The organism is Streptomyces sp. GbtcB6, assembly GCF_019091475.1.
In the GTDB taxonomy this organism is placed as follows: Bacteria; Actinomycetota; Actinomycetes; order Streptomycetales; family Streptomycetaceae; genus Streptomyces; species Streptomyces hyaluromycini.
The window spans coordinates 131,421-157,637 of sequence record NZ_JAGXJL010000009.1 but is presented as its reverse complement, the minus strand read 5'-3'; the positions used below and the strand labels follow the sequence as shown (position 1 = coordinate 157,637).

The 26,217-nt window shown below is 71.2% G+C and carries 21 protein-coding genes; 8 read left to right on the top strand and 13 right to left on the bottom strand.

The window, feature by feature from the left end; translation table 11 throughout:
• Nucleotides 1-8: 8 nt before the first annotated feature.
• The 4 genes from KVT45_RS17620 to KVT45_RS17605 are packed head-to-tail and all read right to left on the bottom strand — an operon-like array spanning nucleotide 9 to nucleotide 5,500.
• Nucleotides 9-2,393, bottom strand: a complete 2,385-nt coding sequence (locus KVT45_RS17620) for a bifunctional salicylyl-CoA 5-hydroxylase/oxidoreductase (RefSeq protein WP_217548496.1) — start codon at nucleotides 2,391-2,393, stop codon at nucleotides 9-11.
• A gap of 11 nt (nucleotides 2,394-2,404) precedes the next feature.
• Entirely contained in the window at nucleotides 2,405-4,057 is a 1,653-nt protein-coding gene (locus KVT45_RS17615) for an AMP-binding protein (RefSeq protein WP_217548494.1), read from the bottom strand.
• A gap of 46 nt (nucleotides 4,058-4,103) precedes the next feature.
• Nucleotides 4,104-5,021: an acyl-CoA thioesterase II gene (locus KVT45_RS17610; RefSeq protein WP_217548492.1), complete on the bottom strand. Its 918-nt coding sequence runs from the start codon at nucleotides 5,019-5,021 to the stop codon at nucleotides 4,104-4,106.
• Entirely contained in the window at nucleotides 5,018-5,500 is a 483-nt protein-coding gene (locus tag KVT45_RS17605; RefSeq protein WP_089102543.1) for a cupin domain-containing protein, read from the bottom strand. The genes KVT45_RS17610 and KVT45_RS17605 overlap by 4 nt, the downstream gene beginning before the upstream one ends.
• Before the next feature lie 140 nt (nucleotides 5,501-5,640).
• Here KVT45_RS17605 and KVT45_RS17600 point away from each other — a divergent pair, with 140 nt between their 5' ends.
• On the top strand, nucleotides 5,641-6,054 hold the full coding sequence (locus KVT45_RS17600; RefSeq protein WP_217548491.1) for a RidA family protein: 414 nt from the start codon (nucleotides 5,641-5,643) through the stop codon (nucleotides 6,052-6,054).
• Between the two features lie 84 nt (nucleotides 6,055-6,138).
• Here the strand turns inward: KVT45_RS17600 and KVT45_RS17595 are convergent, their stop codons facing one another.
• Nucleotides 6,139-6,993 carry a PaaX family transcriptional regulator C-terminal domain-containing protein gene (locus tag KVT45_RS17595; protein WP_217548489.1) on the bottom strand — a complete coding sequence of 285 codons (855 nt, stop codon included), beginning with the start codon at nucleotides 6,991-6,993 and terminating at the stop codon, nucleotides 6,139-6,141.
• 364 nt (nucleotides 6,994-7,357) lie between these two features.
• Here KVT45_RS17595 and KVT45_RS17590 point away from each other — a divergent pair, with 364 nt between their 5' ends.
• Nucleotides 7,358-7,963, top strand: coding sequence for a GPP34 family phosphoprotein (locus KVT45_RS17590; protein ID WP_217548487.1), 606 nt, complete (start codon nucleotides 7,358-7,360; stop codon nucleotides 7,961-7,963).
• Between the two features lie 83 nt (nucleotides 7,964-8,046).
• Here KVT45_RS17590 and KVT45_RS17585 read toward each other — a convergent pair whose 3' ends face one another.
• The 5 genes from KVT45_RS17585 to KVT45_RS17565 are packed head-to-tail and all read right to left on the bottom strand — an operon-like array spanning nucleotide 8,047 to nucleotide 13,409.
• Nucleotides 8,047-8,916, bottom strand: coding sequence for a carbohydrate ABC transporter permease (locus tag KVT45_RS17585; protein WP_217548485.1), 870 nt, complete (start codon nucleotides 8,914-8,916; stop codon nucleotides 8,047-8,049).
• On the bottom strand, nucleotides 8,913-9,875 hold the full coding sequence (locus KVT45_RS17580) for a carbohydrate ABC transporter permease (RefSeq protein WP_217548484.1): 963 nt from the start codon (nucleotides 9,873-9,875) through the stop codon (nucleotides 8,913-8,915). The genes KVT45_RS17585 and KVT45_RS17580 overlap by 4 nt, the downstream gene beginning before the upstream one ends.
• On the bottom strand, nucleotides 9,869-11,170 hold the full coding sequence (locus tag KVT45_RS17575; RefSeq protein WP_308310756.1) for an ABC transporter substrate-binding protein: 1,302 nt from the start codon (nucleotides 11,168-11,170) through the stop codon (nucleotides 9,869-9,871). Before KVT45_RS17575 ends, KVT45_RS17580 begins: the two co-directional genes overlap by 7 nt.
• Entirely contained in the window at nucleotides 11,167-12,156 is a 990-nt protein-coding gene (locus KVT45_RS17570; protein WP_217548482.1) for a GNAT family N-acetyltransferase, read from the bottom strand. The genes KVT45_RS17575 and KVT45_RS17570 overlap by 4 nt, the downstream gene beginning before the upstream one ends.
• 56 nt (nucleotides 12,157-12,212) lie before the next feature.
• The gene (locus tag KVT45_RS17565) at nucleotides 12,213-13,409 is read right to left on the bottom strand and encodes an exo-beta-N-acetylmuramidase NamZ domain-containing protein (RefSeq protein WP_217548480.1); all 1,197 of its coding nucleotides are present in this window, start codon (nucleotides 13,407-13,409) and stop codon (nucleotides 12,213-12,215) included.
• Nucleotides 13,410-13,629: 220 nt separating this feature from the next.
• Between KVT45_RS17565 and KVT45_RS56355 the strand changes: the two genes are divergently transcribed.
• Nucleotides 13,630-16,083 (top strand): FG-GAP-like repeat-containing protein, encoded by a 2,454-nt coding sequence (locus KVT45_RS56355; RefSeq protein ID WP_254646928.1) that lies wholly within the window; start codon nucleotides 13,630-13,632, stop codon nucleotides 16,081-16,083.
• A gap of 18 nt (nucleotides 16,084-16,101) precedes the next feature.
• On the opposite strand, the gene KVT45_RS17555 is transcribed toward KVT45_RS56355, so the two are convergent.
• Nucleotides 16,102-17,331 carry a hypothetical protein gene (locus tag KVT45_RS17555; RefSeq protein ID WP_217548478.1) on the bottom strand — a complete coding sequence of 410 codons (1,230 nt, stop codon included), beginning with the start codon at nucleotides 17,329-17,331 and terminating at the stop codon, nucleotides 16,102-16,104.
• A 170-nt stretch (nucleotides 17,332-17,501) separates the two neighbouring features.
• On the opposite strand from KVT45_RS17555, the gene KVT45_RS17550 reads away from it, so the two are divergent.
• From KVT45_RS17550 to KVT45_RS17535, 4 genes are all read left to right on the top strand, one after another.
• Nucleotides 17,502-17,690, top strand: a complete 189-nt coding sequence (locus KVT45_RS17550) for a hypothetical protein (RefSeq protein ID WP_217548476.1) — start codon at nucleotides 17,502-17,504, stop codon at nucleotides 17,688-17,690.
• A 292-nt stretch (nucleotides 17,691-17,982) separates the two neighbouring features.
• On the top strand, nucleotides 17,983-20,850 hold the full coding sequence (locus KVT45_RS17545; protein ID WP_217548475.1) for an AAA family ATPase: 2,868 nt from the start codon (nucleotides 17,983-17,985) through the stop codon (nucleotides 20,848-20,850).
• Between the two features lie 120 nt (nucleotides 20,851-20,970).
• On the top strand, nucleotides 20,971-21,792 hold the full coding sequence (locus tag KVT45_RS17540) for a class I SAM-dependent methyltransferase (RefSeq protein ID WP_254646927.1): 822 nt from the start codon (nucleotides 20,971-20,973) through the stop codon (nucleotides 21,790-21,792).
• Between the two features lie 80 nt (nucleotides 21,793-21,872).
• Nucleotides 21,873-23,273: an NAD(P)/FAD-dependent oxidoreductase gene (locus tag KVT45_RS17535; RefSeq protein WP_217548473.1), complete on the top strand. Its 1,401-nt coding sequence runs from the start codon at nucleotides 21,873-21,875 to the stop codon at nucleotides 23,271-23,273.
• On the opposite strand, the gene KVT45_RS17530 is transcribed toward KVT45_RS17535, so the two are convergent.
• Nucleotides 23,263-23,850 (bottom strand): AAA family ATPase, encoded by a 588-nt coding sequence (locus tag KVT45_RS17530; RefSeq protein ID WP_217548471.1) that lies wholly within the window; start codon nucleotides 23,848-23,850, stop codon nucleotides 23,263-23,265. The genes KVT45_RS17535 and KVT45_RS17530 overlap by 11 nt on opposite strands.
• Before the next feature lie 268 nt (nucleotides 23,851-24,118).
• Complete coding sequence (locus tag KVT45_RS17525) at nucleotides 24,119-24,787, bottom strand: class I SAM-dependent methyltransferase (RefSeq protein WP_217548470.1); 669 nt, start codon at nucleotides 24,785-24,787, stop codon at nucleotides 24,119-24,121.
• A 443-nt stretch (nucleotides 24,788-25,230) separates the two neighbouring features.
• On the opposite strand from KVT45_RS17525, the gene KVT45_RS17520 reads away from it, so the two are divergent.
• The gene (locus KVT45_RS17520; RefSeq protein WP_217548468.1) at nucleotides 25,231-26,007 is read left to right on the top strand and encodes a hypothetical protein; all 777 of its coding nucleotides are present in this window, start codon (nucleotides 25,231-25,233) and stop codon (nucleotides 26,005-26,007) included.
• Nucleotides 26,008-26,217 lie beyond the last annotated feature (210 nt).

Here is a 26,217-nt window from a genome sequence, read left to right as displayed (position 1 = left end):
GCCCGATGTCACCGCACCGCCGGCAGCCCCTCCCCCGCGGGCTTCCACCGCAGATGGACGCTCTCCCCCGGCTGTCCGGCCCGCAGCAGCGACAGGCGGGGGCGGACGGCGTCGGTGCGTGCGGTGGGGGGTTTGCGGCGGCCGGCCCGGAACTGGGCGGGCCACTCGGCGGCCGTTCCCTCGTACTCCTGCTCGGCGGCCGCGTGCAGGGTCCAGTGCGGGTCGTACAGGTGGGTACGGCCCAGGGCGCAGAGGTCGGCGCGGCCGGCGAGGAGGATGGAGTTGACGTCGTCGTAGGAGGCGATGGCACCGACGGCGATGACGGCCGCCCCGGTGGTGGCGGCGACCTCGTGCCGGATGCGGTCGGCGAACGGGGTCTGGTAGGAGCGGCCGTAGGCGGGCCGCTCGTCCTTGGCGACCTGGCCGGTGGAGACGTCGACGCCGGCCGCGCCGTGGGCGACGAAGGCGCGGGCGATCTCGACCGCGTCGTGCTCGGTGTTGCCGTCCGGCAGCCAGTCGGTGGCGGAGATCCGCACGATCACGGGGCGCCCGGCGGGCCAGACCTCGCGGACCGCGTCGAAGACCTCCAGGGGGTAGCGCAGCCGGTTCTCCAGCGACCCGCCGTACGCGTCGGTGCGGTGGTTGGCGATCGGCGACAGGAACGAGGAGAGCAGGTAGCCGTGGGCGCAGTGGAGTTCGAGGAGGTCGAAGCCGGCGTCCGCGCCGCGCCGGGCCGCCGCCGTGAACTCGTCCCTGATCCGGTCCAGGTCGGCCCGGGTGAGCTCGCGGGGTACGGGTTGGCCGGGGCCGTACGGCAGTGGGGAGGGGCCGACGGTCTCCCAGTTGCCGTCCGGCAGCGGTTCGTCCATGCCCTCCCACATCAGGCGGGTCGAGCCCTTGCGGCCGGAGTGGCCGAGCTGGAAGCCGATGCGGGCGGTGCTGTTGGCGTGCACGAAGTCCACGACACGGGTCCAGGAGTCGCGTTGGGCGTCGTTCCACAGGCCGGTGCAGCCGGGGGTGATCCTGCCCTCGGGCGAGACGCAGACCATCTCCGTCATCACCAGGCCCGCCCCGCCCATGGCCCGGGAGCCGAGGTGGACGAGGTGGAAGTCCCCGGGGACCCCGTCGACGGCGGAGTACATGTCCATCGGGGAGACGATCACCCGGTTCTTCAGCTCCAGTTCGCCGATGCGGAACGGCTGGAACATCGCGGGGGCCCGGGCGCTCAGGCCCTGTGCCGCGGCGAAGGCGGTGTCGACGCGGTCGGCGAACTCGGCGTCGCGGGTGCGCAGGTTGTCGTAGGTGATGCGGCGGGAGCGGGTGAGGAGGTTGAAGCAGAACTGGGTGGGTTCCTGGCGGGCGTACATGCCGATGTTCTCGAACCACTCCAGCGAGGCCTGCGCGGCCCGCTGCGTGGACTCCACCACCGGCCGCCGCTCGCTCTCGTATGCGCTCAACGCGCTCTCCGTGTCCGGGTGTTCGTGCAGACAGGCGGCGAGGGCGAGGGCGTCCTCCATGGCCAGTTTGGTGCCGGAGCCGATGGAGAAGTGGGCGGTGTGGGCGGCGTCGCCGATCAGGACCAGGTTCTCGTGGTGCCACCGCCGGTTGCGCACGGTGGTGAAGTTCAGCCACTTGGAGTTGTTCGCGAACACCTGGTGCCCGTCGAGTTCCGCGGCGAACAGCTCACGGATCCGGGACACGGCCTGCTCGTCGGAGACGCCCGGCGCGAACACGGCGTCCTCGGTGGCGTCGAAGCCCGCCCGGCGCCAGACGTCCTCGTGCATCTCCACGATGAACGTCGAGCCGGCGTCGGAGTAGGGGTAGCCGTGGACCTGCACGACCCCCCACTCCGTCTCCTTGACGAAGAACTGGAAGGCCTCGAAGACCCGGTCCGTGCCCAGCCACATGTACTTGCTGTGCCGCCGGTCCAGCGAGGGACCGAAGACGTCTGAACAGCCGGTGCGGACACCGGAGTTGACGCCGTCCGCACCGACGACGAGGTCGTACGCGGCGCGCAGCTCGGCCACCTCGGGTGCGAGGGTGCCGAAGCGCAGGGTGACGCCGAGTTCGCGGCAGCGCTCCTGGAGGAGGCGCAGGAGTTCCTTGCGGCTCATCGCGGCGAAGCCCTGGCCGCCGACGGTGTGGCTCTCGCCCCGGTAGTGGATGTCGATGTCCGTCCAGCGGGCGAAGCGGCGGGCCATGGCCTCCGCGAAGACGGTGTCGGCGTTCTCGATGCCGCCGAGCGTCTCGTCAGAGAAGACCACGCCGAAGCCGAACGTGTCGTCGGGGGCGTTGCGTTCCCACACGGTGATCTCGTGGGCGGGGTCCAGCTGCTTCATCAATGCCGCGAGGTAGAGCCCGCCAGGGCCACCGCCGATGATCGCGATTTTCACCGGAGTTCCTCTCACTGCTCGGCGACCGGCTCGGCGGCCTGCTCTTGTTCGATGATCCTGCGGAGGGCGAACCGCTGGAGCTTGCCGCTCGTGTTGCGCGGCAGGGTGTCGCGGAAACGCACGTCCCGTGGGTACTTGTAGGGCGCCAGGACCTGCTTGACGTGGTCCTGGATCTCCTTGGCCTTCGCCGCGTCCCCGGTGACGCCCTCGCGCAGCACGACGAAGGCGCACACGACCGAGCCGCGCTCCGGGTCGGGCCGCGCCACGACCGCCGATTCGACGACGTCCGGGTGGGTGTCGACGGCGGCTTCCACTTCGGGACCGCCGATGTTGTACCCGGACGAGACGATCATGTTGTCGCTGCGCGCGTGGTAGTGGAAGTAGCCGTCCTCGTCGCGGTGGAAGATGTCTCCGGTGACGTTCCAGCCGTTGACGACGTAGTCCTGCTGCCGCTTGTCGTCGAGATAGCGGCAGCCGACCGGACCGATGACGCCGAGCCGACCCGGCTCTCCCGGACCGAGTTCCTCGCCGTCGAGGCCGAGGATCGTGGCCCGGTAGCCGGGCACCGGCCGGCCCGTGGCGCCGGGCCTGATGTCGTCGCCGGCAGCCGAGATGAAGATGTGCAGCAGCTCGGTCGCGCCGATGCCGTCGATCACCTTCAGCCCGATGCGGTCGCGCAGCTCCTCCCAGGTGCTGAGCGGTATGTGTTCGCCGGCCGACACCCCGGTCCGCAGGCCGGCCAGTTGGCGTTCCCTGCCGTCACGCACGATCGCCTTGTAGGCGGTGGGTGCGGTGGCGAGGACGGTGACGCCGTGTTTCTCCACGAGGTCGGCGAGCTGGGGCGGTGTCGCCGTCTCCGTGAGCAGGGCGCAGGCGCCGGCCCGCAGCGGGAAGACGACGAGCATGCCGAGGCCGAAGGTGAAGGCGAACGGCGCGGTGCAGGCGACCAGGTCGTCCGGGCGCAGCCGCAGGACGTGCCGTCCGAAGGTGTTGTCGATGGACAGGATGTCCCGGTGGAAGTGCATGGTGATCTTCGGGACGCCGGTGCTGCCCGAGGTCGGGCCGAGGAGCGCCACGTCGTCGGCGGCGGTGTCGACGTTCGTGAACTCGCCGGACTTCGCGGCGCATCGGGCCACCAGGTCGCCGTCGCCGGTCCCGCCGTACTCGACCACCCGCAGGCCGGGCAGCGCGGTGCGGAGCTCGTCGGTGAAGCGGTGGTCCACGAGGGCGAGCGCGGGCCGGGTGCGTTCGGCGATCGGGACGATCTCCCGGGCGCGCAGCGCGGCCATCGTGGTGACCACCACCCCGCCGGCCTTCAGGACACCGAGCCAGCAGGCCACCGTCCAGGGGGTGTTGGGCGCACGCAGCAGCACACGCTGCCCCGGCACCAGGTCCAGGTCCGCGGTGAGCACCTGGGCGACCTGGTTGGCGCGGGTGCGCAGTTCGCCGTACGTCCACACTTCCCCGGCCGGGGTGCGCAGGGCGGGGCGGTCGGGGCCATGGCGTTCGACGGCCGCGTCGATGAGTTCGCCGGCCGCGTTGAGCCGGTCCGGGTAGGCCAGTTCGGGTGTGGTGAACTCGATGGTGGGCCACAGTCCGGCGGGCGGGAGGTGGTCCCGGGCGAAGGTGTCCAGGTGCGAGGTGGGTGAGAGCGGAAGAGCCAACGCGGGGTTCCTTCCGGAAGCCCGCCGGTGGTGTACGGCGGGCGGCTCAGGCGGGACGGATCATGCCTTCCTGGACCACGGTGGCCAGGTGGCGGTGGTCGCGGGTGAAGAAGCGGCCGCTGCCCAGTCCGCGGCCCGCGTCGGCGGCCACCGCTTCCTGGGCGTAGAGCAGCCAGTCGCCGACCGGTGCGGGGCGGTGGAACCACATGGCGTGGTCGAGGCTGGCGGTGACCAGGCCGGGGTCCGCCCAGGCCAGGCCGAGGACGCGCAGCACGGGTTCGAGAATGGTGTAGTCGCAGACGTAGGCGAGGGCGGCGAGGTCGCGCTGGGCGTCGGTGAGTCCCTCGACGGGGCGGAGCGCGTCGAACGGCCGTACCCAGACGGCCTGGTGGGGCAGCCGTTCGCCGTCGACGGTGAGGTAGACGGGTCCGGGTACGTGGCGCATGTCGAAGCCGCGGCCGCCGCTCCAGTAGGCCTTGGACCCGTCGGTCATGGTGCCGCCGGTGCGCTCGGCGAGGTACTCGGCCGAGCCGGGCAGGGTCTCGGGGCCGGGTACGTCCGCGGGGAACTCGGCGTGGAAGGACGAACCCGGCTCCCCCGCCGCGAAGTTGGCGAGGCAGACGTACAACGCCTTGCCGTTCTGGTAGCCGCGCACCTGGCGGGTGCTGTAGCCGCGGCCGTCGCGCAGTACCTCCACTTCGTAGCGGACCTCGGCGCCGATGTCGGCCGGGCGCAGGAAGTAGCTGTGCATGGAGTGCAGCGTCTTGCCGTCGGTCACCGAGCGCATCGCCGCGGCGGCGGCCTGGGCGACGAGGTCGCCGCCGTAGGCCTTGGGCCAGGGGCAGGGCTGGGTGGTGGCGGTGAAGGCGAGGGCGAAGTGCTCGGGCGGGGCGGGCTTCAGGGTGAGGGCCGCCGTGACGATCGCGGAGGTCAAAGCGGCCGGGGCGGCCTGGGCGCCGCTCATCGGTTCAGCCAGTCACGCAGGTCGGTGTCGGCCACGTCGGGCAGGTTCACCACGATGTTCTCCGGGGTCCGGGTGGTCATCCACACCAGCGGTTTGGTCCGCGAGAGGTTGCACTCGACGTGCGGCATGAACGGCGGGACGAAGACCCAGTCGCCCTCCTCCATGTCGAGGTAGTCCTCGAACTTCTCGCCGAAGTAGATCCGGGCCCGGCCGGACAGGACGTAGCCGCCGGTCTCGGCCTCGCCGTGGTGGTGGGAGACCGAGCGGTAGCCGGGCTCGTTGCTGACTTTGCCGTACCACAGGCGGCGCGCCGGGGTGTGCCGGGCGCTGACGCCCGACACGCGGACGGCGCCGCCCGAGTCGGCGGTGTTGACATCCTCCTGGCCGGCCCGGGTCACGACCGGGGCGACGAGGCCGCTGGGCAGCCGGTACATCGCGTTGTCCCCCTCAAGCCGGTACTTGCCGAGGTCAGGCTCCATGGAATCGACTCCGTTTCCGTGGGCTCGCCGGGGTCCGGAACCGGACCGCGCGCTCTATCTCGTATTTTTCACGGTCGTCATTTATTGTCAACACGCCCGGCCGTGCGGCCGGAGCCGGACACATCCGAACCGGAGGCCTGATGACTCCCGTCGCCGTGAACCCGCCCGCCCTGCCCGCCCCGAGCGGCTACTCGCACGGAACCCTTGCGGGGAACACGCTCCACCTGGGCGGCCAGACCGCACTCGACGCCGATATGAAGATCGTTCCGGGTGGCATCGTCGAGCAGTTCCGCCAGGCGTTCGGCAATGTGCTGACCACGCTGCGGGCGGCCGGAGGCGAGCCGGAGGACCTGGTGAGTGTGACGATCTACCTCACCGACATCCCGGACTACCAGGCCCACGGCAAGGAGATCGGCAGGGTGTGGCGGGAGCTGGCGGGGCCGGTGTACCCGGCGATGGCGGGCATCGGCTGCACCGCGCTCTGGCAGCCGGAGGCGATGATCGAGATCCTCGGCGTGGCCGTGATCCCGGAGGAGCGGCTGATCAGGCCGTAGGCGCCGGCCGCTGGGTGCCGGGCCGGTGCTGGTGCCGAGCCGCTGCCCCTGCCCCTGCCCCTGCCCCTGCCCCTGCCGGGAGCCCTAACAGCTGTGTATGACCGCCAGGGCGTGTGCGCGGGCGGGCTCCCGGAGCGTCTTGTCGAGTTCCTCGAAGAGCGCGCCGGCGGTTTCACCCATCCAGCCCGGCGGCAGCAGGGACAGCGGCAGCCCGGGGTCGCGGTAGGGCAGCCGGCGCCACTCGGTGAGCATCGGCACATAGATCCCGAACGCCTCCCGGGCCGGGATCGCGCCCGCGGCCGCGCGCACGCTCACCGGCCGGTACCGCTCCAGGAAGTCCGCGTAGAGCGCGCTGAGCTCGTCGAGGTCCCACCACTCGCGGACCTTCGCCGACAGGTCGCCGAAGGCGAAGTGGTCGCCGGTGAAGATGTCCACGTACGGCGTCAGCCCGAGGCGCTGCAGGGTGCGGCGGGTCTCGTCGGCCAGGATGCCGGGCGCCACCCACACGCCGGGGGCCGCGGTGCCGAAGCCCAGGCGGGTCAGGGCGGTGCGCAGGGCGTGGCGTTTGTCGCGTTCGGACTCGGGCACGGAGAACACGACGACGAGCCAGCCGTCGCCGGCCGCGGCCCGGTTCCGCTCGAAGATGCGCACGTCGCCGTCCTCGAGCACCTCCAGGGTGCCCTCGGAGACGGCGTACCCGGCGGCGCCCTCGTGGCGTTCACCGTGCAGCACGCCGCGCCGCTTCAGCCGGGAGACCGCCGAGCGCACGGCCTGCCCCTCCACACCGAGGTCGGCCATGAGGCGTATCACGGAGGCGACGGAGAGCCAGTTGTGCTCACGGCGCGCGTACAACGCGAAGAGGGTGATGATCAGCGGGCCCAGCCGGCTGTCCCGGCCGCCCGCGCCGACGGCGGTCGACGGCTCGACGTGCGCTGTCATGCCCACCCACCTCCGGCCGATGTCACCCTTCTGATCGCGCAGCAGCCTATCGCGCGTGCGGGTGCCGCACCGGCGGTGCGGATCGCCGCTGCGGGGCCCGGCCCGCCCACGTCGTGCTGCGGGTCGCCCCCGGACGGCAGATGGTGGTGGTACGGCACGGGCGGCGATGTCCCGCACGACCGGCCGGGCGGCAGAGATGAGCTGGGATGACCGGTCCGGCCGAAGGGCGGGAGACTGCGAGGCGCCCGGCCCGGGCATCGTATTCATCGGCGCCACCGTTGTCTCTGGTACGTCTGATACGTCTGATAGCCCTGTGGCCCCAGATATCTCTGGTGCCTCCGTCGTCTCTGTTGGGGAGTCCGACATGACCACACCCCGGGACCTGTTCCTCGTCACCGTGTACGACGCCGCCGCCCGGCCCGTCGAACAGGGCGACCTCTCACTGGCGCTCGCGGGAGCCGAGCTGGTCGATCTCGTCGACGCCGGGGCGGCCGCGCTCGACGGCGAACTCATCGTGCCCGCGACGGCGGGCGGGACGGGTGACCGGCTGCTCGACGACGCGGTGGCGGCGCTGCGGCGGGAGACGCCGTACGAGTCGGTCGAGGACTGGCTGTGGCGGCGGGGGCGCGGCCTGGGGGCTGTCTATCTCGACGCTCTGGAGGCGGACGGCACGGTCGCCCGGCAGCGGCGGCGCTGGCTGCCGCTGCCGACCGGCCGGACGGAGCCGGCCGACTCGCCCGAGCGGGTCCGGGCGCACGAGCGCTGGGCGTCGGGCGAGCCCGTGCTCGCCGCCCTCGCGGCCGCCGTGGGGATCCAGAACGAGGCGGCCAAGGACCTGACGGGGGCGGCCCCCGAGGCGACCGTGACGGTGGTGGCCGCGGTCAACGACGCCGTGACGGAGCTCGCCGCGGTACGGCAGCGCCGGGAGATCGAGGACGCGGCCTTCGACAACGTCTGGCGCGGCCTGTGACGGTCGCCGTTCGCGACTGTCCATCCCGCCGTCCGGGCGAACGGCACCACCGGGTGACCGTTCGCCCGCTCCGTCGCCGGCCCTCACTTGAGGCCGCTGAGCATGACGCCCCTGATGTAGTACTTCTGGAGCAGCAGGAAGAGGACCAGGACCGGCAGGACGCTCAGGACCAGGCCGGCCATCACGATGGGCAGCGTGCGGGTCGGGTCGACGTAGTCCTGGAGGAACTGGATGCCGACGGGCAGCGTCATCACGTCCGGGTTGGCGGTCGAGACGAGCAGGGCCCAGATGTACTCGTTCCAGGCGTCGACGAAGGTCAGCAGGCCGAGGGTGACCAGGACCGGCTTGGTCTGCGGGACGACGATCCGCCACCACACGGTGAACTCGCCGGCGCCGTCGATGCGCGCGGCCTCCAGGACCTCGTCCGGGATCGACACCATGAACTGGCGCGTGAGGAAGATCCCGAAGCTGCTGACGAGGAACGGCATGGCGAGCGCCACGATGCTGACGGTCAGTCCCGCGCCGCCGCGCCCGAGCAGGTCGTTGCCGCCCGCCAGCGGCCAGTGCACCAGGATCAGGAAGTGCGGGATGAAGAAGAGGAACGGCGGGAACATCATCGTCGACAGCACGAGGCGGAAGACGAAGTCCCGGCCGGGGAAGCGGAGTTTGGCGAGCGCGTAGCCGGCGAGCGACGACGTGAGCAGCACCGACCCGGTGATCATGGCCGTCGCGACGACGCTGTTGCGGAAGAGCACCGGCAGATCGAGCTGGTGGATCGCCGCCCGGTAGTTGGACAGGTCGAACGCCCTGGGCAGGAACCGGTACGGCAGCGTGCCGGCCTCGTCCGGTCCCTTGAAGGACGTCATCAGCATGTCGGCGAACGGCACCACCGTGAGCACCGCACCGGTGACCACCAGCAGATACGACAGCCACGGGAACCGGCGGCGGATCACGCGTCCTCCCCTTTGCGCCGGAAGAGCCACAACTGCACCAGCGTGACCGCGAGGACCACCGCGAACAGCACGAAGGCGGCGGCGCTCGCGGTGCCCCAGTCGCCGTAGGAGAAGGCCTGCCGGTACATCTCGAGCGCGGCCACGTTCGTCGCGTCGCCCGGTCCGCCCTTGGTCATCACGATGATCAGCGCGAAGGACTGGAGGCCGGTGAGGAACTGGGTGACGCACACGAAGAGCAGGGACGGCCGCAGCAGCGGCAGCGTGATCCGCCAGAAGACGGTCACGGGACCGGCGCCGTCGAGCGCGGCGGCCTCGTAGTACGACTCGGGGACGGCCTTCAGCCCGGCGGTCAGGACGAGGATCGCCGAGCCGACGGAGGCCCAGGCCTGGACGACCACGACCGAGGGCAGCGCGGTGTCCGGGTCCTGGAGGAACGCCACCGAGCCGAGCCCGACGGCGTTGAGGACGCCGTTGACGAGGCCGCCCGGCTGGTACATGTACTTCCACACGTTGCCGACGGCGACGACGGTCGTGACGATCGGCAGGAAGTACAGGGTGCGCCACAGGCCCTGGAACCGCAGCCGGTCGATGCAGGTGGCGACGAGCACGGAGCCGGCGAGGGCGAGGGCCACCGTGCCCAGGGCGAAGAGCAGCGTGTTGGTGAGGATCGGGGCCAGGAACGTCGAGCCGTCGGCGAACAGGCCGGCGAAGTTGTCCAGGCCGACCGGGTCGATGTCGCCGAGGTCGAACCCGGCCCAGCGGGACGTCGACAGCAGCACCGCGAAGCCGAGCGGCAGGGCGAGGAAGACGGCGTAGAACAGCAGCGTCGGCGCCAGGAAGAGGTAGGCGACGACGGCCTGGCGGCGACGGCGCCGGGCGCGGACACGGACTCCGAGGCCGGCGGACCTGTCGCGCGCCGCCCGTTCGGTCGACTCCGGTGCCAGGGTGGCGTTCACCATGACCGCGACACCTCCTGGTCGACCTGGCGGCGGGTGGAGCGCAGGGCCTCGTCGACCGTCTGCTGACCGGTCCACAGGGCCTCGATGTTCTTGCGCAGCAGCGACTTGGCCTGCTGCGCGCCGGGCACGTTCGGTTCGGGTACGGCGTACGCCAGCGCGTCCAGGAACGGGTGCAGGTTCGGGTCGCCGCCCGCGCCGAGGAGCTTGCGCATGTCGTCGGCGCGGCCGGTCAGGGAGCCGACCGACGCCTGCAGGGCGCTCATCCGGGTCGCGCCGCGCACCTTCTCCGCGTTGAGCCAGCGCAGGAACTCCCAGGCCTCGCGAGGGTGTTCGCTGGCGGTGTTGACGCCGAGCATGAAGCCGGTGGAGAGCGTGGCGCGTCTGCCGTCCGCCTCGGGGAGCGGCACGGGGGCGACGCCGACCTCCCGGTAGGCGGTGCCCATCAGCGCTTTCAGGTTCGTGGTCCACCAGCCGGCGCTGATCACCATGGCGACCTGTCCGGAGGCGAACGCCTGGTAGACGTTGACGCCGGGGGCGCTAGCGCCCCTGTCGACGAGGCGGCGCTCCAGGTCGAACACGGCGCGGCCGGCCGGCGAGTCGATGCCGGTGCTCCTGCCGTCCGCCGAGACGAACCGCCCGCCGGCGGCGTTGAGCAGGGCGAGGGTCTGGCCGACGGTAGTGGAGTCGTCGAAGGTCGACAGGCCGAACCCCTGGACCAGGGTGTTGCCGTACCGGTCCTGCCGGGCGGTGCGGTACGCGGCCTCCTCCAGCTCCGGCCAGGTGCGCGGCGGGCCGTCGAGGCCGGCCGCGCGCAGCAGCCGCTTGTTGTAGTAGAGGGCGTACGTCTGCATCTCGGTGGGGTATCCGTAGATCTTGCCCCCGGCCGACGAGGAGCCGACCGCGGCGGCGCCGTAGGCGCGGCCGATCTCCTCGGCGTGCTCGGGCGGCGCCGGCCGCAGCACGCCGGCCCGGACGAGCTGGCCGTTCCACAGGCAGTACGGGTGCAGGATGTCCGTGCCCTGGCCCGCCGCCTGCCGGACCATGAAGGTGGTGAGCAGGTCGGTGAACTCGACGGCTTTCGTCCGCACCTTGACCCGGTCGTGCAGGGCGTTCCACTCGTCCACCGGACCCTGCAGAGCCTTCTTCAACTCCCCGCTCGCGTAGTGCGAGAGCAGGGTGAGGACGACCGGATCGCCGGGCCGCCCGGTGCCCTGGTGCGGTGCGGCGCAGCCGGAGGCGAGGAGCGCCGAGGGCAGCGCGAGCGCGAAGTGACGCCGGCTCAGTGACGGTGTCACCGGGCGGCCTCCCTGCGCATCACCTTGAACACCCGGGTCGTGGTGAAGCCGCTCTTGCGGTACAGGTGGCCCGCCGGGGACTGCGCGCCGGTCCACAGGAACCACGCGGAGTGCGCGCGGAGCGCCCGCATCCGCTCCAGGACCAGGTGGAGCAGGACTTCGCCCAGCCCGGTGCCGCGCATCTCCTCCAGCACGCCGATCGGGCCGAACCGCTCGTCCACCGAGTCGAACGCGCCGTGCATCGCCCAGCCGGCCATGCGGCCCCCGGGATCGCGGACCACGACGATCCGGTCGAGCGGCGTCCCCGCGGTCAGGCACGCCCGGATGGTGCAGGCCCAGTCCGGCCCGAAGTGGCCCCCGGCGAGGGCGAGAAGGTCCACCAGGTCGTCGTCGGCCGGGGTGGCGAACCGGTAGCCCCGCGCGGTCAGTTCGGCCACCCGGAGCGCGATGTCGTCCGGGAGGCGGTAGCCGACCAGGCTGCGGTCCATCGCGGCCGCCTCGTACAGGGTGCGAAAGCCGAGGGAGTCGAGGAGCCCGGCCGCCTCCGGGTAGGCCTCGGCGTCCAGGCCGGGGAAGACGTAGTTCGGGGTGTACGAGGAGAAGTCCACCCGGGTACGGCCGTGGCCGTGCAGCCAGTCGAGCGCCTCGGTCAGCAGCCGGCGGCCGAGGCCGCGCCCGCGGGCGTCCGGGTCGACGAAGAAGAACGGGATCCAGCCCTGCTCCGGCTCCAGGTCGGTGCCGGCCATCGGGGTCAGCCGGCGCACCGCGTAGGCGGCGCCGACGACCCGCTCGCCGTCGACGGCGATCCGCAGCCCCTCCGGGTCGAAGTTGGGGTCGAGCAGGACCAGGGAGCGGAAGCGGTCCGGGGTGATGGGGTCGGCCGGCGCGCTCCGCCGCCATGCGGCCACGACCCGCGGCCCGTCGCCCGCGCGGAAGCCGCGGATCCCGACCCGGGTCGTCGTCGTGAGAGTCGTGAGATCGGTCATCGACGGGGTGTCCTTCCGAGCGGAGCGGCGGGTCTCAGGGAGCGGAGCAGTGGGTCTCAGGGGTAGAGCAGCGCGTCGTCGCCGGCCCATCGGGCGGGCGGGGACGGCGGGTCGCACAGCGGCAGCGGGTCCTCGCCCGCGTCGACGGCGCGCCGCAGCCGGTCGGACCCCCACAGCAGGTCGATGAAGTGCCGGTGTCCGGTCCCCTCGGCGCCGCCGTCCGTGGTGTGCCAGGCGAAGTCGTCCGGGTACAGCCGCCGCAGCACGGCGAGCATCGCGACGGCGGTGCGCACAGGCGCGAACGCCGTGCGGTCGGTGATGTGGAGCTGGACCCCGCGCAGGGGACGTCCGGCGTGTTTGTGGAAGGCCGGTACGAACCGCAGGTCGCGGAAGTGCACCCCGGGCAGGGCCAGTTCGGCGAGCGCGGGCACGAACCGGGCGTCGAGGTAGGGGGCTCCGACGATCTCGAAGGGCTGGGTGGTGCCCCGGCCCTCCGAGAGGTTCGTGCCTTCGAAGAGGCAGGTGCCGGGGTACACGGTGGCGGTGGCGGGCGTCGGGATGTTCGGCGAGGGTGCGATCCAGGGCAGCCCGGTGGCTTGGGCGTCCATGGCGCGCCGCCAGCCGAGGGCCTCGATCACCGTCAGGTCGGCTGGGCGGCCTGCCGCCCGGGGCACGGCCGTGGCGTTCAGCCGGCGAGCGAGTTCGCCGCAGGTCAGGCCGTGCCGGAGGGGGGTGGGGGCGCGCCCGACGAAGCTGGCCCACGCCGGGTCGAGCAGCGGGCCCTCGCTGACGAGTCCGCCGAGCGGGTTGGGCCGGTCGGCGACCACGAACCGGATTCCGGTGCGGGCCGCCGAGACCATCAGGTCAAACATGGTCCACACGTAGGTGTAGCACCGGGCGCCGATGTCCTGGAGGTCGTGGACCAGGGCGTCGACGCCGCTGTCGATCAGCAGCTTGTCCAGCCGCTCGCCGTCGCTGCGGTAGGTGTCGTGGACCGGCAGGCCCGTGTCGGGGTCCGTCCGGGCGGTCTCGCTCTCGCCGGCCTGGCCGGTCCCGTGCAGCCCGTGTTCGGGACCGAACAGGGCGACCAGCGGCGCGCCGGCCGCGAGCAGCGCGGGTGCGGCCGGACGCAGGTCGGGCAGGACTCCGGTGTGGTTGGTCACCAGCCCGAAGCGGCCGGGACCGGCGAGTCCGAGTGCCGCGTGCAGTCGTGCGATCCCGGTCGTCACCGTGACGCGGTCGTCCGTGCTCATTCCCTGCTCCGTCTGCCGGTGACACCTCTTCCACGCAACGGTCAGGAATTTACTCTTATGTCCCGTAATTCCGGCAGTGAATCGCCGACGGCTCCCGTGCCCCGTGCGTCAGCCGCCCACGCGTGTCCACCATCTGATCAACTGCCTTCACTGTTCCCTCACTTGCCTCCTAAGCTGCGCACCAGGGGGCAAGCGCCCCCCACGGGGAGGGAACACACACATGGGCAGATCTGCCATGCCGTCGGGCCGCCTGCGCGCCACGGCCACCGCACTCGTCACTGTCTCGCTCGCCCTCGGGGGCACCGCGCTGCCGGCCGCCGCCACGGACCTGAGCACGGTGCCGCCGTGGAACACCGCAGTCCCGCTGTCCGCCGCCTACAGCGTGCCGCAGGACGTCGTCGTCCGTCCCGACGGCGGCGCCGTGGCCGCCTGGACCGACGGCAGCCAGACGCTGTACGCCGCCACGCGCGCCGCCGGCACCGACACCTGGAGCGCGCCGGTCCGGTTCAGCGGCACGGCCATCTCCGAGGCACGGCTGGTGACGCGGACCGACGGAACGGTCGCCGTGCTGTGGGTCGACAACGGTTACCGGCTGCTCGGCTCGGTGCTGACCGCCGGCATCTGGTCGTCGCCCCATGAAGTGTTCGACGGCGACAACAAGCTGACGTTGTCCCAGATCGATGTCGCGCAGGGCCCGAACGGCCAGGTCGCCGCCGTCTGGACCGCCACCCCGTACACCTACTCGGACTCCTCCGAGGTGTACGCCGCCACCCTCGGCACCGACGGCACCTGGGCCGCCGCGGATCAAGTCAGCGACGCGGCCAGGCACGCCGGTGCCTACGGCGACGTCGACGCCACGAACCCCCAGATCGCGGTCGACACGCACGGCGGACTCGTCGTGTCGTACGCGATGGAGGACGAGTCGTACAAGACGGCCTACGTGATGACCACCGCCCGGCCGTACGGCGGCACCTGGCAGACCCCGGCCCAGCTGAGCAACACTCCGCTCGCCGCCTCCGCCCATCCGGCCCTGGCCACCGACGCGTCCGGCTCGATCGACCTGCTGTGGCGGTTCGGCACGGCCACGGCCCAGACCTTCGAGCTGGTCCGCCGCCAGGACGCGAACTCCGCGTGGGGGGCCACGACCGCCCTCGTGAGCGGTGTCGGTGCCGAGGGGGATCCGGAGCCGCTGGTCACGCCGAACGGAAACGCGACCGTCGTCTGGGCCGACCCGGCGGCGGGCACGGTACGCACCGTGACCCGCTACGCCGACTCGACGTGGACGGCCTCCTCCACCCTCTCCACCGGCCCCGTCTCCGACACCTACGAGGTCCGGACCGCCATGGCGGCGGACGGGTCGGTCCACGCACTGTGGCGCGAGAACGGCGCGAGCGCTTCCGCCAAGCGGCTGATGGAGGCCACACTCGACGGCGAGAGGGACATCTGGACGGCCGCCCGCACGGTCCAGGGCCCGCTCACCGCCATCAACCGCGCCCGCATCGCGGCCGGTTCGCTCACCGACGCCACCGCGGTGTGGACCGGGTCGGCCGGCCTCTCGGGATCCCGCACCACGTTCCCGAGACTCGCGGTCGGCTCGTCGTCCGTGCCCGCGACGGTGAACTTCCGGAACACCTCGTCCTGGGCACCGAAGTGGGAGCTCAACGGCCCGGTCACCACGTGGCAGGTCACCCTCACCGACCCGGCCGGCCGCACCGTGCGCACCCTCACCGGCACCCCCGGCAGCAGCACGGTCGCCGCCTCCTGGAACGGCCGCACCACATCCGGTGCCCGGGCCGTCAACGGCGACCTGACCTGGACCCTCACCGCCACCCAGCCGGGTTACTCGGGCACGACCACCGTGGCGAGCGGCGTCCTGAAGGTGACCGGCTCGGTCCCCGCCTTCCACGACTACGGCGACGGATCCGGCGGCCTCCCCGACGGCACCGGCGACCTGCTCACCCTCGACGGCAACGGACGGATCTGGCTCCACTACGGCACGTTGAACAACGTGTGGCAGATGGGCAGCGGCTGGCCCACCACCGCCAGGCCGGTGGCCCTCGGCGACCTGAGCGGCGACGGCTGCAACGACGTCCTCGTCAGGCTGAGCAGCGGCGCGGCGCGCCTCTACAAGCCGGCCTGCGGCGGCACGCTGAAGCCGACGACGTCGTACACCACCCTGGCCACCGGCGGCTGGAACCAGTACGACGTCCTCACCTCCCCGGGCGACCTCACGAAGGACGGCCGCCCGGACCTGATCACCCGCAACGCGGCCACCGGCGCCGTCTACCTCTACAAGGGCACCAGCGCAGGCAAACTGTCGGCGCGCGTGAAGCTGTTCGCCAACTGGAAGACCTACAAGAAGATCGTCGGCGCCGGGGACCTCAACGGCGACGGCATCGGCGACCTGCTGGCCCAGGACAAGTCGAACAACCTGTACCGCTACTACGGCAAGGGCAACGGCACCTTCTCCGCGCGCGTGAAGATCGCCGCCAACTGGGGCGCCTCGTACAACGTGGTCCTCGGGGTCGGCGACGTCACCGGGGACGGCAAGGCCGACCTGGTCGCCCGGGACACGGCGTACCGCCTCTACCGGCAGAACGGCACCGGGAAGGGCACGTTCGGCGCCCGGGTGCTGGTCAACGACGGCGGTTTCGGCTACAAGGCGCTGTTCTGAGCCGCCTTCCGCCCCCCCCTAGCGGAACAGCAGCGGGACCAGTGCCGGGATCGCTGGGGCGAGCAGGTAGAGGAAGATGCCGGTCGTGGCCTTTCGGGTCGTGACCGGCAGCACCGGCTTCGACCAGACCTGCGCTATCGCCGCGTTGCGCGTGTCGCCCGGGGGTTCGTGGTCGTACAGGTACCGCACATGGTCCTTCTTCACGGTCAGTGCGGAGTGGTAGCCGATCGAGGACGGGTACACGATCACGAGCATGTCGACCAGCATCACGACCAGCAAGATGAAGACCATCCACGGTCGCGCCGGCAGCCAGATCATGAAGAGGACCAGCAGGCCGATCATGTGGGCGAGGGCGGAGCCGTAGGTCCACAGGATGAACTGGCGCAGCGGGCGCAGTCCCTGGAAGCCGTCGCTGTCGTACCTCATGTTCGGGGTCACCCCGAAACCGAGCAGGTCGGACCGGTACAGGTAGACGGTGAAGACGACGCCCATGACGAGCTGTTTCGACAGGACGTAGAAGGCGTGGGTGCCGGCCACGCACAGGGCGACCGCCAGCTCCGGGTGCCGGTGCCAGTTGCCCCACCAGCCGTCGTACACCGCGGTCCGCCAGGCCGTGTCGGAGACGTCCGTGGGGTTCCAGGTCTCCATCAGGCCGTAGGAGTCGACGTAGCGGTACAGCAGGAGCGTTCCGGACGCCATGGCCAGCAGAAGGGCCAGGGACACCCACCAGCGGCCCAGCCACCGGAACCAGCGGTTGGTCTGCCGGACCAGGTCGTTGAGGCGCCGGACCTCCTCGTCGAGCAGCTTCTCGGTTCCTCCGTTGCGCTCGTTCATCTGCACGAAGGCGGCGATGGCCTGGACCTGCTGGCAGCAGAAGACTGGGGTGACGAAGACGACCGCCAGGATGACGAGACCGGCCGGGTCCTGGAACAACGCCAGGCTGGCGCCGCCCAGTTCGGTGTCGCCGGTGAAGAGGTAGTCCAGGGCCCACCGCCGGCCGTCCCCGGACGACGGCCCGAGCGCTCCGGCGGCCTCGGCCAGGCCCAGCAGGACGCCGCAGGAGCCCAGACTGATCAGCAGGATCTTGGTCTTCGCGGTGAGGGACCAGGTCCGCTCGTCGGCCGGCGCCCGGGCGGTCCGGCGCCGGACCGCGCGCAGTCTGCCCGAAAGGCGCAGGGCCAGGCGGATCCCGGCGGGCGCGGACTCCCGGAAGACGCCCCCGATCCGCTGCGGTTCCAAGGGTTCCAACCGCGCCATCCCCCGCCCCCCAAGGTGAAACGCGCAACAGCACCTTTATAACCATCGCCCCGGCCGCTGCCCAGTGCGCGGTAGCACCCGTTCGGGGAAGTGATTGCCCCGATGGGGTGACGACACCGGCCATGCCGACTCCCGTGCGCGTCAAAGACGTTGGAACAGGCATGGGCCTCAGCGACACTCCCTCCTTCGCCCAACTGTCCGACGCCTACTGGCTGGACAGTCCCCACCTGGGCGGACACGTCCCCGACCCGGCACCCCCGGGGCCGGTGCCGGGCTCCGCGTGGCGGACGGCGATGGTCGGGCTGTCGGCGCTCACCGTGGCGGTCGCCCTGGTGATGGCCTTCGTGTGAGCCCCCCGGGCCCGTCGCACTCGGCCACCCCGCCCACCCTGCGCCGGTTCGCCGCCTCGGCAGGAGCCGCGACCTGCGAAGTTGCCGCCGCGTCGCCGGTGTCACCGGACGGCTCGGTCGGTTTGACCTCAGGAGTGCGCCGCGATTACGGTTCCGGTCAATTGCCTTGATGCGCCCGGCGCGGATCGACGTCCGGCATCCGAGTTGCGATGCGGGAAACCCTACCGGCATCGAACTTTTCGTCGCGGCTCCCGTCTTGGACGCCGTCCGGCCCGATCACGATGAAGGCTTCATGTCATCCCCTAAATCACCAGACAGCGGGGGCGGCGAACGCCTCGCCGAGGCAGCCGACGCGCAGCTGGCCGATCGTCTCGTCGGCCGGACGGCGGAGTTGGCGCTTGTCGACGAACTCTTCGGTCCGGCCGCTGCCGAGGGCGTCGCGCTGATGCTGACCGGAGAGGCAGGTGTGGGCAAGAGCGCGCTGCTGGACGCTGCCGCGCGGCGAGCGGCCGAGGCGGGCTTTCGTGTCCTGAGGGTGGTGGGCTCTCAGTTCGACGAGGGCGTCAGCTTCTCCGCCCTCAACCAGATGCTGCAGCCGTTGGCGGACGGCATCCCCGGCCTGCCGCCACGGCAGGCGGACACGCTCCGAGCGGTCCAGGGGCTCTCCGAGGAACCGCCGACCGAACTGCTCTCCGTCGCGAACGCCGTGCTCGCTCTGTTGTCCCGTACCGCTGCCGAGGACAGGCCCGTCGCGTTGGTCATCGACGACATGACCTGGCTCGACCGGCCCAGCACCCTGGTTCTGGGAACGCTCGCACGCTACGTCCGCAGCAGTCGCCTGGCCCTGCTCGCGGCGTCCCGGATCCACGAGGGCTTCCTGCCGAGCGGTGTCGGGATACACACACACGAGGTTCAGCCCCTGGACGACGAATCCGCGAACGAGTTGGTGACACAACGATTCCCCGCCATGACGGCCAGGGTCCGCCGGCGGCTCGTCGAAGAGGCCGCCGGCAACCCGCTGGCTCTGCTGGAGCTTCCCGCCACCCTCAACGAGGCCCAGCAGACGGAACGCGGACCACTGCCGACCGTGCTGCCACTGTCCGAACGGCTCAAGAAGGTCTTCGCCGTGCGGGTCGACGCTCTGCCGGACCCGACTCGGGATCTGCTCCTGCTCGCCGTTCTGGACGGCTCGGGCGATCTGCACATCCTCCAGCGGGCGATGAGCGGCCTCGACACCCTGGCCGAACTGGGTCCCGCCGAGAAGGCCGGACTGGTGCACGTCGATTCCCAGACGGGCCGCCTGGTCTTCCGGCACCCGCTCACCCGCTCCGCGGTCATGGAACTGTCGACGATCGCGGACCGCCGACGCGCGCATCTCGCGCTGGCAGATGAATGCCCGGAAGGATCCGAACGCCGGGCCCGCCACCTGGCCAACGCGACCGTCGGACCGGACGATGCGGTCGCCTCGCTGCTCCACGGGGTGGCCTACAGCACGCTGTGCCGCGGCGATGCCGTCGGCGCCATCACCACGCTGCTACGCGCCGCCGATCTGAGCAGCGACCGGACCGCCAAGGGACGCATGCTGGCCGAGGCCGCCTGCCTGGGCGCCAACATCGCCGGCGACCTGCGCAACGTACGCGCCCTGCTGGACGACGCCAGGCTCGCCGACCCCGTGAGCGCCGGCTCCCTCGCGGTCGCGGCGACAGCGGCGAGTCAGCTCATCAACGGCGAAGGCGACGTGGACACCGCGCACAAGCTTCTCGTGAGCGCGATGGACAGCTACGCCCGCCCGAGCCCTGCCGAAGACCACATGCTCAACGAGGCACTGCACGTGCTGATCCTGGTGGGCTTCGCAGGCGGCCGACCGGAGTTCTGGCAGTCCTTCGACCGGATCGCCACGCGCGTTCAGCGCCGGACCTCTGATCACCTGCTGTCGGTCGTCCACTGCGCGGTCGGCGATCCGGCCCACAAGGCGCTGTCCGTCCTGGACGACCTCGACGGCCTCGTCTTCGCCCTCCACGGGGAGACGGACCACCGACGTATCCTCCGCACCTCCATCTCGGCCACGTACACCGACCGCCTGCCCGGCTGCCGCAGCGCCCTGCGGCGCGTCGTCGACGACGGCCGGACCCGAGGAGCCGTCACTTCGGCGATCGAGGCCCTCTTCATCCTGGGGTACGACGCCTACGCCAGCGGGCAGTGGGACGACCTCCGGAACCTCACCGCCGAAGGTCTGCGCTGGTGCGACTCCCGCGCCTACGGTCTGCCGGCCTGGTCGGGCCGGTTCCTGCAGGGCCTGCTCGCCGCCGCGCAGGGCGACAACCGGGCCGCGGGAGAGATCGCGGACCGCCTCGTGTCGTGGGCGAACCCGCGGGGACTGCGGCTGCTGCGTGTCTACGCCTCGCACATCCGGGCCCTGTCCGCGCTCGGCGACGCGGACTTCGAGGAGGGATACCGACATCTGCGGTCAGTGATCACCCCTGGTGAGCTGCCACCGTACATGCCCCATGCCCTGTGGCTCTTCATGGACTTCGCCGAAGCCGCGGCCCGCACCGGCCGCCACGCGGAGGCGGCCCAGCACATCGCGGCGGTCAGGAGAGCCGGCATCCCGGCCATCTCGCCGCGGATGGCCATGATGGCCGATGGCGCCGAGGCCATGGCCACCACGGACTTCATCGATCACGACCTTTTCGAGAGGGCCGTCGGCAACCCCGATGCGGAACGGTGGCCGTTCGACCGGGCACGAATCTGTCTCGCTTACGGCGAGAGACTGCGCAGGGCCAAAGCCGGCTCGGCCCTCGTGCATCTGGAGGCCGCGCTCAGCACGTTCCAGCGGCTGGGAGCCGAGCCCTGGCGCTCACGGGCAGCGAACGAACTGCGGGCGAGCGGCAACCCTGTCAGGACGGCGGTGTCGGGGACGGATCCGGTTTCGACGCTGACGCCACAGCAACTGCAGGTGGCGCAGCTGGCCGCCACCGGGCTGACCAACAAGCAGATAGCCGGCCGGCTCTTCCTGTCCCCCCGCACCGTGGCCGCGCATCTTCGCAGTGTCTTTCCGAAGCTGAACGTCACGTCCCGGGCCGGACTCCGAGACGCACTCACCGGCCTGCCCCAGCAACCGCCCCTCGAAGTTAGGCCAACCAGCCGAAGGCAGCGCTGACAACGCGTTCGTAGTGTGAGGCGACCGGAGGCTCACCGGGCGCCGGGGCGCCTGATCCCGAGTGTGCCTTCACATCGTCGGACTTCCGAGTCAGCACTTCTGGATGATGAGGGGACAAGCATGCCCGAAGCGGTCTTGAAGGCCTATGTGATGGGGCAGAGCACTGAGGAATCGAACAGGCTGGGCGTTCAGGATTCGCTTTACGCCGAGCACACCGAGTACCTCCTCAGGACGGCAGGCGTGCGGGAGGGGATGCGTGTCCTCGACGTCGGCTGCGGTACCGGGGCGGTGTCTCTCGCCCTTGCGCGAATAGTCGGCCCGGACGGCCACGTCACGGGCGTGGACATGGATCCGGCGGTACTTGCGATCGCCCGTCGGAACGCTGCGGCGCTCTCGACGCGCAACGTCGCCTTCGAGCAGGCCGTGCTGCCCGATGTGGAACTGTCCGAGCCTGTCGATGCCGTGGTGGGACGACTGATCCTGATCCATGTCGATGATCCGGTGGGGGTCGTGAAAGGGCTGACGCGGTCTCTTCGCCGGGGTGGTCTGGTGACGTTCCAGGATTTCAACGTGTCACGGTTGCGGGCCTTCCCCGAGGTTCCTCTGGTGACGCAGTGCCAGAAGTGGATCAGCGCGGCGTTGACGGCAGGCGGCCGCAACCCGGACATGGGTGAACAGCTGGCCCGGGTGCTGCGGGCCGCGGGACTCTCCGAGCCCGGCGTCGCCTGCGCCGTGCCGACCGGTGGCGCGGATTCGGCGGCGGTGACGCTCGTAGCCGAATCCGTGAACAGCCTCATGCCGGTAATCGAGCGCAACGACATCGCCGACCCCCGGGAAGTCGACATCGACACCCTCCACACCCGATTGGCGAAGGCGTGCCTGGAGAGGCAGGCGACGATCTATCTCCCGGATCTGGTGGCCGCCTGGGCACGAGCGGACTAGCGAACGCCGGCCCGGCATGACGGGGGCGTCCGGCTGGTACGTCTCCGCAGTCGTCGGTCCCCCCTGGAAAGAGAAGTCTCGTGACGAATGTCGTCGTAATCGGCGCCGCACTCGGCGGCCTCCAGACAGCCCTGCTCCTGGCCCGGGACGGCCATGACGTGACCGTTCTCGAACGGGATCCGGAGCCGCCGCCCGCCGACCCGGAGTGGTCGTGGTCGCGTTGGGAGCGCCCCGGAATCCCCCAGATGCGCCTCCTCCACCTTCCGCTCGCCCGCTGGCGCCAGCTGGCCGAGGCCGAACTGCCGGACCTGGTGAAACGCATGACGGCGGCCGGTGCGGTACGCACGAACGTGCTGGCGCCCGAACCCGGACTGGGCGGCGAACTGCGCGCGGACGACGCCCGTTTCGAGACGCTGGTGGCCCGGCGTCCGCTCTTCGAGTCCGCCGCCCGCGACACGGCCGAGGCGGCGGGCGTCAGGATCCGCTGGGGCGTGGCCTGCCTCGGACTGCGCGCTTCCTCCGGGGGCCGGGTGCCGCACGTGACCGGGGTGGCGACGAGTGCGGGTGAGATGGCGGCCGAGCTGGTCGTCGACTGCACCGGACGCCGTTCCCGGCTCCCCGCCTGGCTGCGGGAGATCGGGGTGGAAGGGCCGCTGGAGGAGACCGGCGAGCGCGGCTTCACCTACCACAGCCGTTACTACCGCTCCCCCGACGGCGCTCTGCCCGCCGACACCTTCCCCCTGCTCGTCGAGCACGGCTCCCTGGGCCTGCTGCGCGTCCCCGCCGACCACGGCACGTACTCGATCTGCCTCATCAGCCGCACCCACGACCGCGAGCTGCGCGACCTGCTGCGCCAGGAGGCTGCGTGGTCGGCGGCCGTGAGCCTCTTCCCCGGCGGCAGCGCATGGCTGGAGGGGCGGCCCATCGCCGAGGGGATCCAGACCATGGGCCGCCTCACCCAGCGCAGAAGGACGCTGTACGACACCGAACAGCCCCTCGTGACCGGGCTGGTGGCCGTCGGGGACGCCTGGGCGCTCACCGTCCCGACCCTCGGACGAGGCCTGGCGACGAGCCTGAACCACAGTCTGATCCTGCGCGACCTGCTGCGCCGGGCGGACACGGACGATCCGCCGGGCTTCGCGGCGGCGTACGCGAAGGCGACCGTCGACGGTCTGGACTGGTCGTACCGGCAGTCCCTCACCTACACGCGGCACCGGCTGGCGGAGATGGACGCCCACGCGGCCGGGATCCCTTATGCGGATCCCGACTGGCACCGGAACCGGGCACTGCGGCTGCTGGCCCAGCGTGACCCGGACGCCCTGCGGGCGGAGCGGGCCGCCGCGCATCTGCTTCCGGAAGCCCGGGAGGAACTGCGCGCTCCCGCGCTCACCGAGGCCGTCGCCCGCCTGGCCGCCGAGACGAAAGGCTCCATGCCGGCCGGTCCCTCGCGCGCGGAACTCCTCGACGCCCTCACCGCATGACCGAGGAGGAGGGTGCCCTGGGCGTGTGATTCCGTTCGGCGACGCGGGCCGTGGCGAGGTCGGCGAGGATGTGATCCACGGTTTGGTGGGGTGTCTGGTCCGAGGTGTCCAGCCAGAGCCCGCGGCGTGGGGTGTCCCGGCGCAGTGCGTCGTCCAGGATGTCGACCGTCCAGCGGCCGCCGTAGCCGTTCTTGTCGCGGCCGGCCTCCCGCGCTGCGACTGCTTCGGGGCGCGGGGCAAGGACGACCAGGTACAGGGGCCTCGCCGTCACGGCGTCAAGGCAGGCGTCCAGGTGTTCGCCGAGAACGACGTCCTGGACGACGACGGTCCATCCCGCCCTCGCGTACAGATCTGCCACCGCGGCGGATGCCTGGTGGCGCAGCCGCAGCTGTGCCGTTGCCTCGGCGGTCGGCCGGGGCGTGAACTCCTCGCGACCGGACACGATCATCCGGCGGAAGCCGTCACCGCGCAGGTGCACGGAGCGTGGGAGCCGCTCGGCCAGCAGCTGGGCGACGGTGGACTTCCCCGACGCCATGACTCCGGTGACGAGCACGACCGCGGAACCGAGCTCCTGCACTATGGGCCCCCGTCGTGGTGCGCCTGGGTCGGAACTGCCGTGAAACCCCCGGTAGGACGAGTCTCACCACAAGATCATGTCCGTAACCGCCAAAGGCCATGCTGGTGTTGCGCCGCTTCCGGGAGCGCGGCCGCGTGCACTGCCTGGCACGAGACGCCGCGCGAGAACGGCGACGACCTGTGGTTCGGCCAGAAGCAGAAGGCGTTCCGACCCTGTCGGACAAGGCCCTCGTCAGAAGAGCCTGTGTTGCTTTGATTCCTGATGATCGTCAGCCGGGGCGCTTGGCCATGACGACCAGACCCGGCCCGCTGCGCTCCTCCGGAGGGAGTCGCAGTTCGGCGACCGGGTTCAGGCCGGCTTGCTCGATCAGGTTGACGAGTTGTTCCGGCCGCCACTTGTGTGTCGTCCAACGGACGGGTACGCCTCCGTAGGCCTCGGTGCGCACCACGTCCTCGTCACCGACGTGTGTTCCGGTGATGAAGTGTCCGCCTGGCTTCAACGCGCGCGCGAACATGGCGAGGACCTGGGGAAGGACGTCCCGGGGGAGGTTGAACAGTGACCACCACCCGAGCACGCCGCCCAAAGACGCTTCACCGAGGTCGAGTTCGGTGGCGGAAGCGACAGCGAAGCGGCACTCCGGATGAAGTCGGCGCGCGTTCTCGATCATGCGAGGAGAGAGATCCACCCCGGATACATCGAGTCCGCGTTCGGCGAGGTAGGCGGTCACCGTTCCGGGCCCGCAGCCGACGTCGAGGACGGGCCCGAGCCCGCGCACGGTGTCGGCGAAGGCGTCGATCGACGCCTTGAGCCATGGATGCCTACGGATGTCGCCGACCCCCGTCGTCACGACCATGTGGGCGTAGTTGTCGGCCACCCGGTCGTAAGACTCACGTACGACGTCGAGATCGGCCGGGCGGTCAACAGGGTGTGCGCGCATCAGCCAACGATAGGGCTGCACGGGGGACTTGGGGCTCGTGAAGCGGTTGGCACATGGCCGTCCTTCACGGTCCGGCCGACCTCGTGAGGGCGTTGACGCGGTTCTCGTACTCGCGGCGGGCCTTGCGCTGTGCCTATTTCGCGGGCCAGGTCGGCGGCCACCCCTGCTGCCCTTGGCCTCGGCGGCCCGCAGCCCGTCGTAGGTCAGCTCGCGCTGGAGTTCGCCGACGGCGGCGGACGAACCCGGTCAGCCTCCATGTCCATCTGCATGAGATCGGCGTCCCGCCACAGCGCGGCAGGGCCTCCGCGATCCGCCGGCTCGTCCTGCAGACCCCGGCCCCCGTCATCGCGCAGGCACTCGGCCATCACGACAGGACCGCCACCCGGCTGGTCACCGAGGCCGGCGGAACCAGGAGCCGATACGGCCCGGGGCGATCACCGGAGGTGAGCCCCAACCGCGAACTCATGCGGCCCCGGCTGTCCTGGCAGCCCACCCGCTACCTTCACCACATGGAACGGGCCACCATCCTGAGCAGCCTCGCGGCGAGCCGAACTGACACCGCCCCGCAGCGACTCACCGAACTTGCCGCCGAACTCGACATACCGGCCGCCGACCTTCTCGTCGTCGCAGGCCGCCCGGTACCGGCGGAACTCCTTCCCCCGGAGCGCGACGCCAGGGTCATGAGGCAGTTCGCATACCGCGTCAGTTACTGCGACCACTCGCAGCTCGCCGCGCTGGAGGCTTTCGTCCGCTCGCTGCCCCGCGTCGCCGCCCCGGGACCGTTCGTACGGCCGACCTGGCCGTACCCCCGCCCCGCCGAGACCAGGTTCGCCGCCGTACTCGGCGGATTGATCCGCAATCGCGGCTTCGGCATCCGCGAACTGCCGTTCATGGGACTGTCCCTCAGCACGTTGTACGGGATGGTGTGGCGCTGGGAGCCGAGTCCCCACCGGCGCCAGCAGCTATGTGCCGTAGCCGGTCCGCTGGGCTGGACTCTGCCCGATCTCTTCGCGGTCGCCGATGAGCCGTACGCGGAGGAACTCCACCCGGTGCTGCACTGCCGCCACCTCGGGCGGGTCTTCGCAGCGGCCGTCCCCTTGACCACCGCTCAGCTGATCGAGACCGGGGAGGAAGCGGATCGGCTGAGCGTGCGTGCGGACCACGGCGTGTGGCAGCCCGTATCGCAGGGTTTTGCCGAGGACTGCCCGGACTTCCCCTGACAGCAAGGGATGCTGTGGCTCCTTCCGGCATGGTCGGGCACATTCACACGACATCCGCGCCAGGCAGCGGTAGCCCCCGGCGATCGACGTCCGCCGAGCTCGCGCTGATCACTCAACGCGAGCCGCATGTGGACTCGGCCGCGAACGGGCGACACCTGAACATGCGAGCTCGCCGGTCCCGAGGGCCGACAAGGGCTGCATCCGGGCGGG

What these genes read in the sequence shown, in the direction of transcription:
- KVT45_RS17610 (WP_217548492.1), bottom strand. Translation starts at nt 5,021, where the DNA reads ATGAGCGGCGCCCAGGCCGCCCCGGCCGCTTTGACCTCCGCGATCGTC.
- KVT45_RS17590 (WP_217548487.1), top strand. Translation starts at nt 7,358, where the DNA reads ATGACCACACCCCGGGACCTGTTCCTCGTCACCGTGTACGACGCCGCC.
- KVT45_RS17565 (WP_217548480.1), bottom strand. Translation starts at nt 13,409, where the DNA reads ATGAGCACGGACGACCGCGTCACGGTGACGACCGGGATCGCACGACTG.
- KVT45_RS56355 (WP_254646928.1), top strand. Translation starts at nt 13,630, where the DNA reads ATGGGCAGATCTGCCATGCCGTCGGGCCGCCTGCGCGCCACGGCCACC.
- KVT45_RS17525 (WP_217548470.1), bottom strand. Translation starts at nt 24,787, where the DNA reads ATGCGCGCACACCCTGTTGACCGCCCGGCCGATCTCGACGTCGTACGT.
- KVT45_RS17550 (WP_217548476.1), top strand. Translation starts at nt 17,502, where the DNA reads ATGGGCCTCAGCGACACTCCCTCCTTCGCCCAACTGTCCGACGCCTAC.
- KVT45_RS17605 (WP_089102543.1), bottom strand. Translation starts at nt 5,500, where the DNA reads ATGGAGCCTGACCTCGGCAAGTACCGGCTTGAGGGGGACAACGCGATG.
- KVT45_RS17540 (WP_254646927.1), top strand. Translation starts at nt 20,971, where the DNA reads ATGCCCGAAGCGGTCTTGAAGGCCTATGTGATGGGGCAGAGCACTGAG.
- KVT45_RS17570 (WP_217548482.1), bottom strand. Translation starts at nt 12,156, where the DNA reads ATGACCGATCTCACGACTCTCACGACGACGACCCGGGTCGGGATCCGC.
- KVT45_RS17580 (WP_217548484.1), bottom strand. Translation starts at nt 9,875, where the DNA reads ATGGTGAACGCCACCCTGGCACCGGAGTCGACCGAACGGGCGGCGCGC.
- KVT45_RS17545 (WP_217548475.1), top strand. Translation starts at nt 17,983, where the DNA reads ATGTCATCCCCTAAATCACCAGACAGCGGGGGCGGCGAACGCCTCGCC.
- KVT45_RS17600 (WP_217548491.1), top strand. Translation starts at nt 5,641, where the DNA reads ATGACTCCCGTCGCCGTGAACCCGCCCGCCCTGCCCGCCCCGAGCGGC.
- KVT45_RS17595 (WP_217548489.1), bottom strand. Translation starts at nt 6,993, where the DNA reads ATGACAGCGCACGTCGAGCCGTCGACCGCCGTCGGCGCGGGCGGCCGG.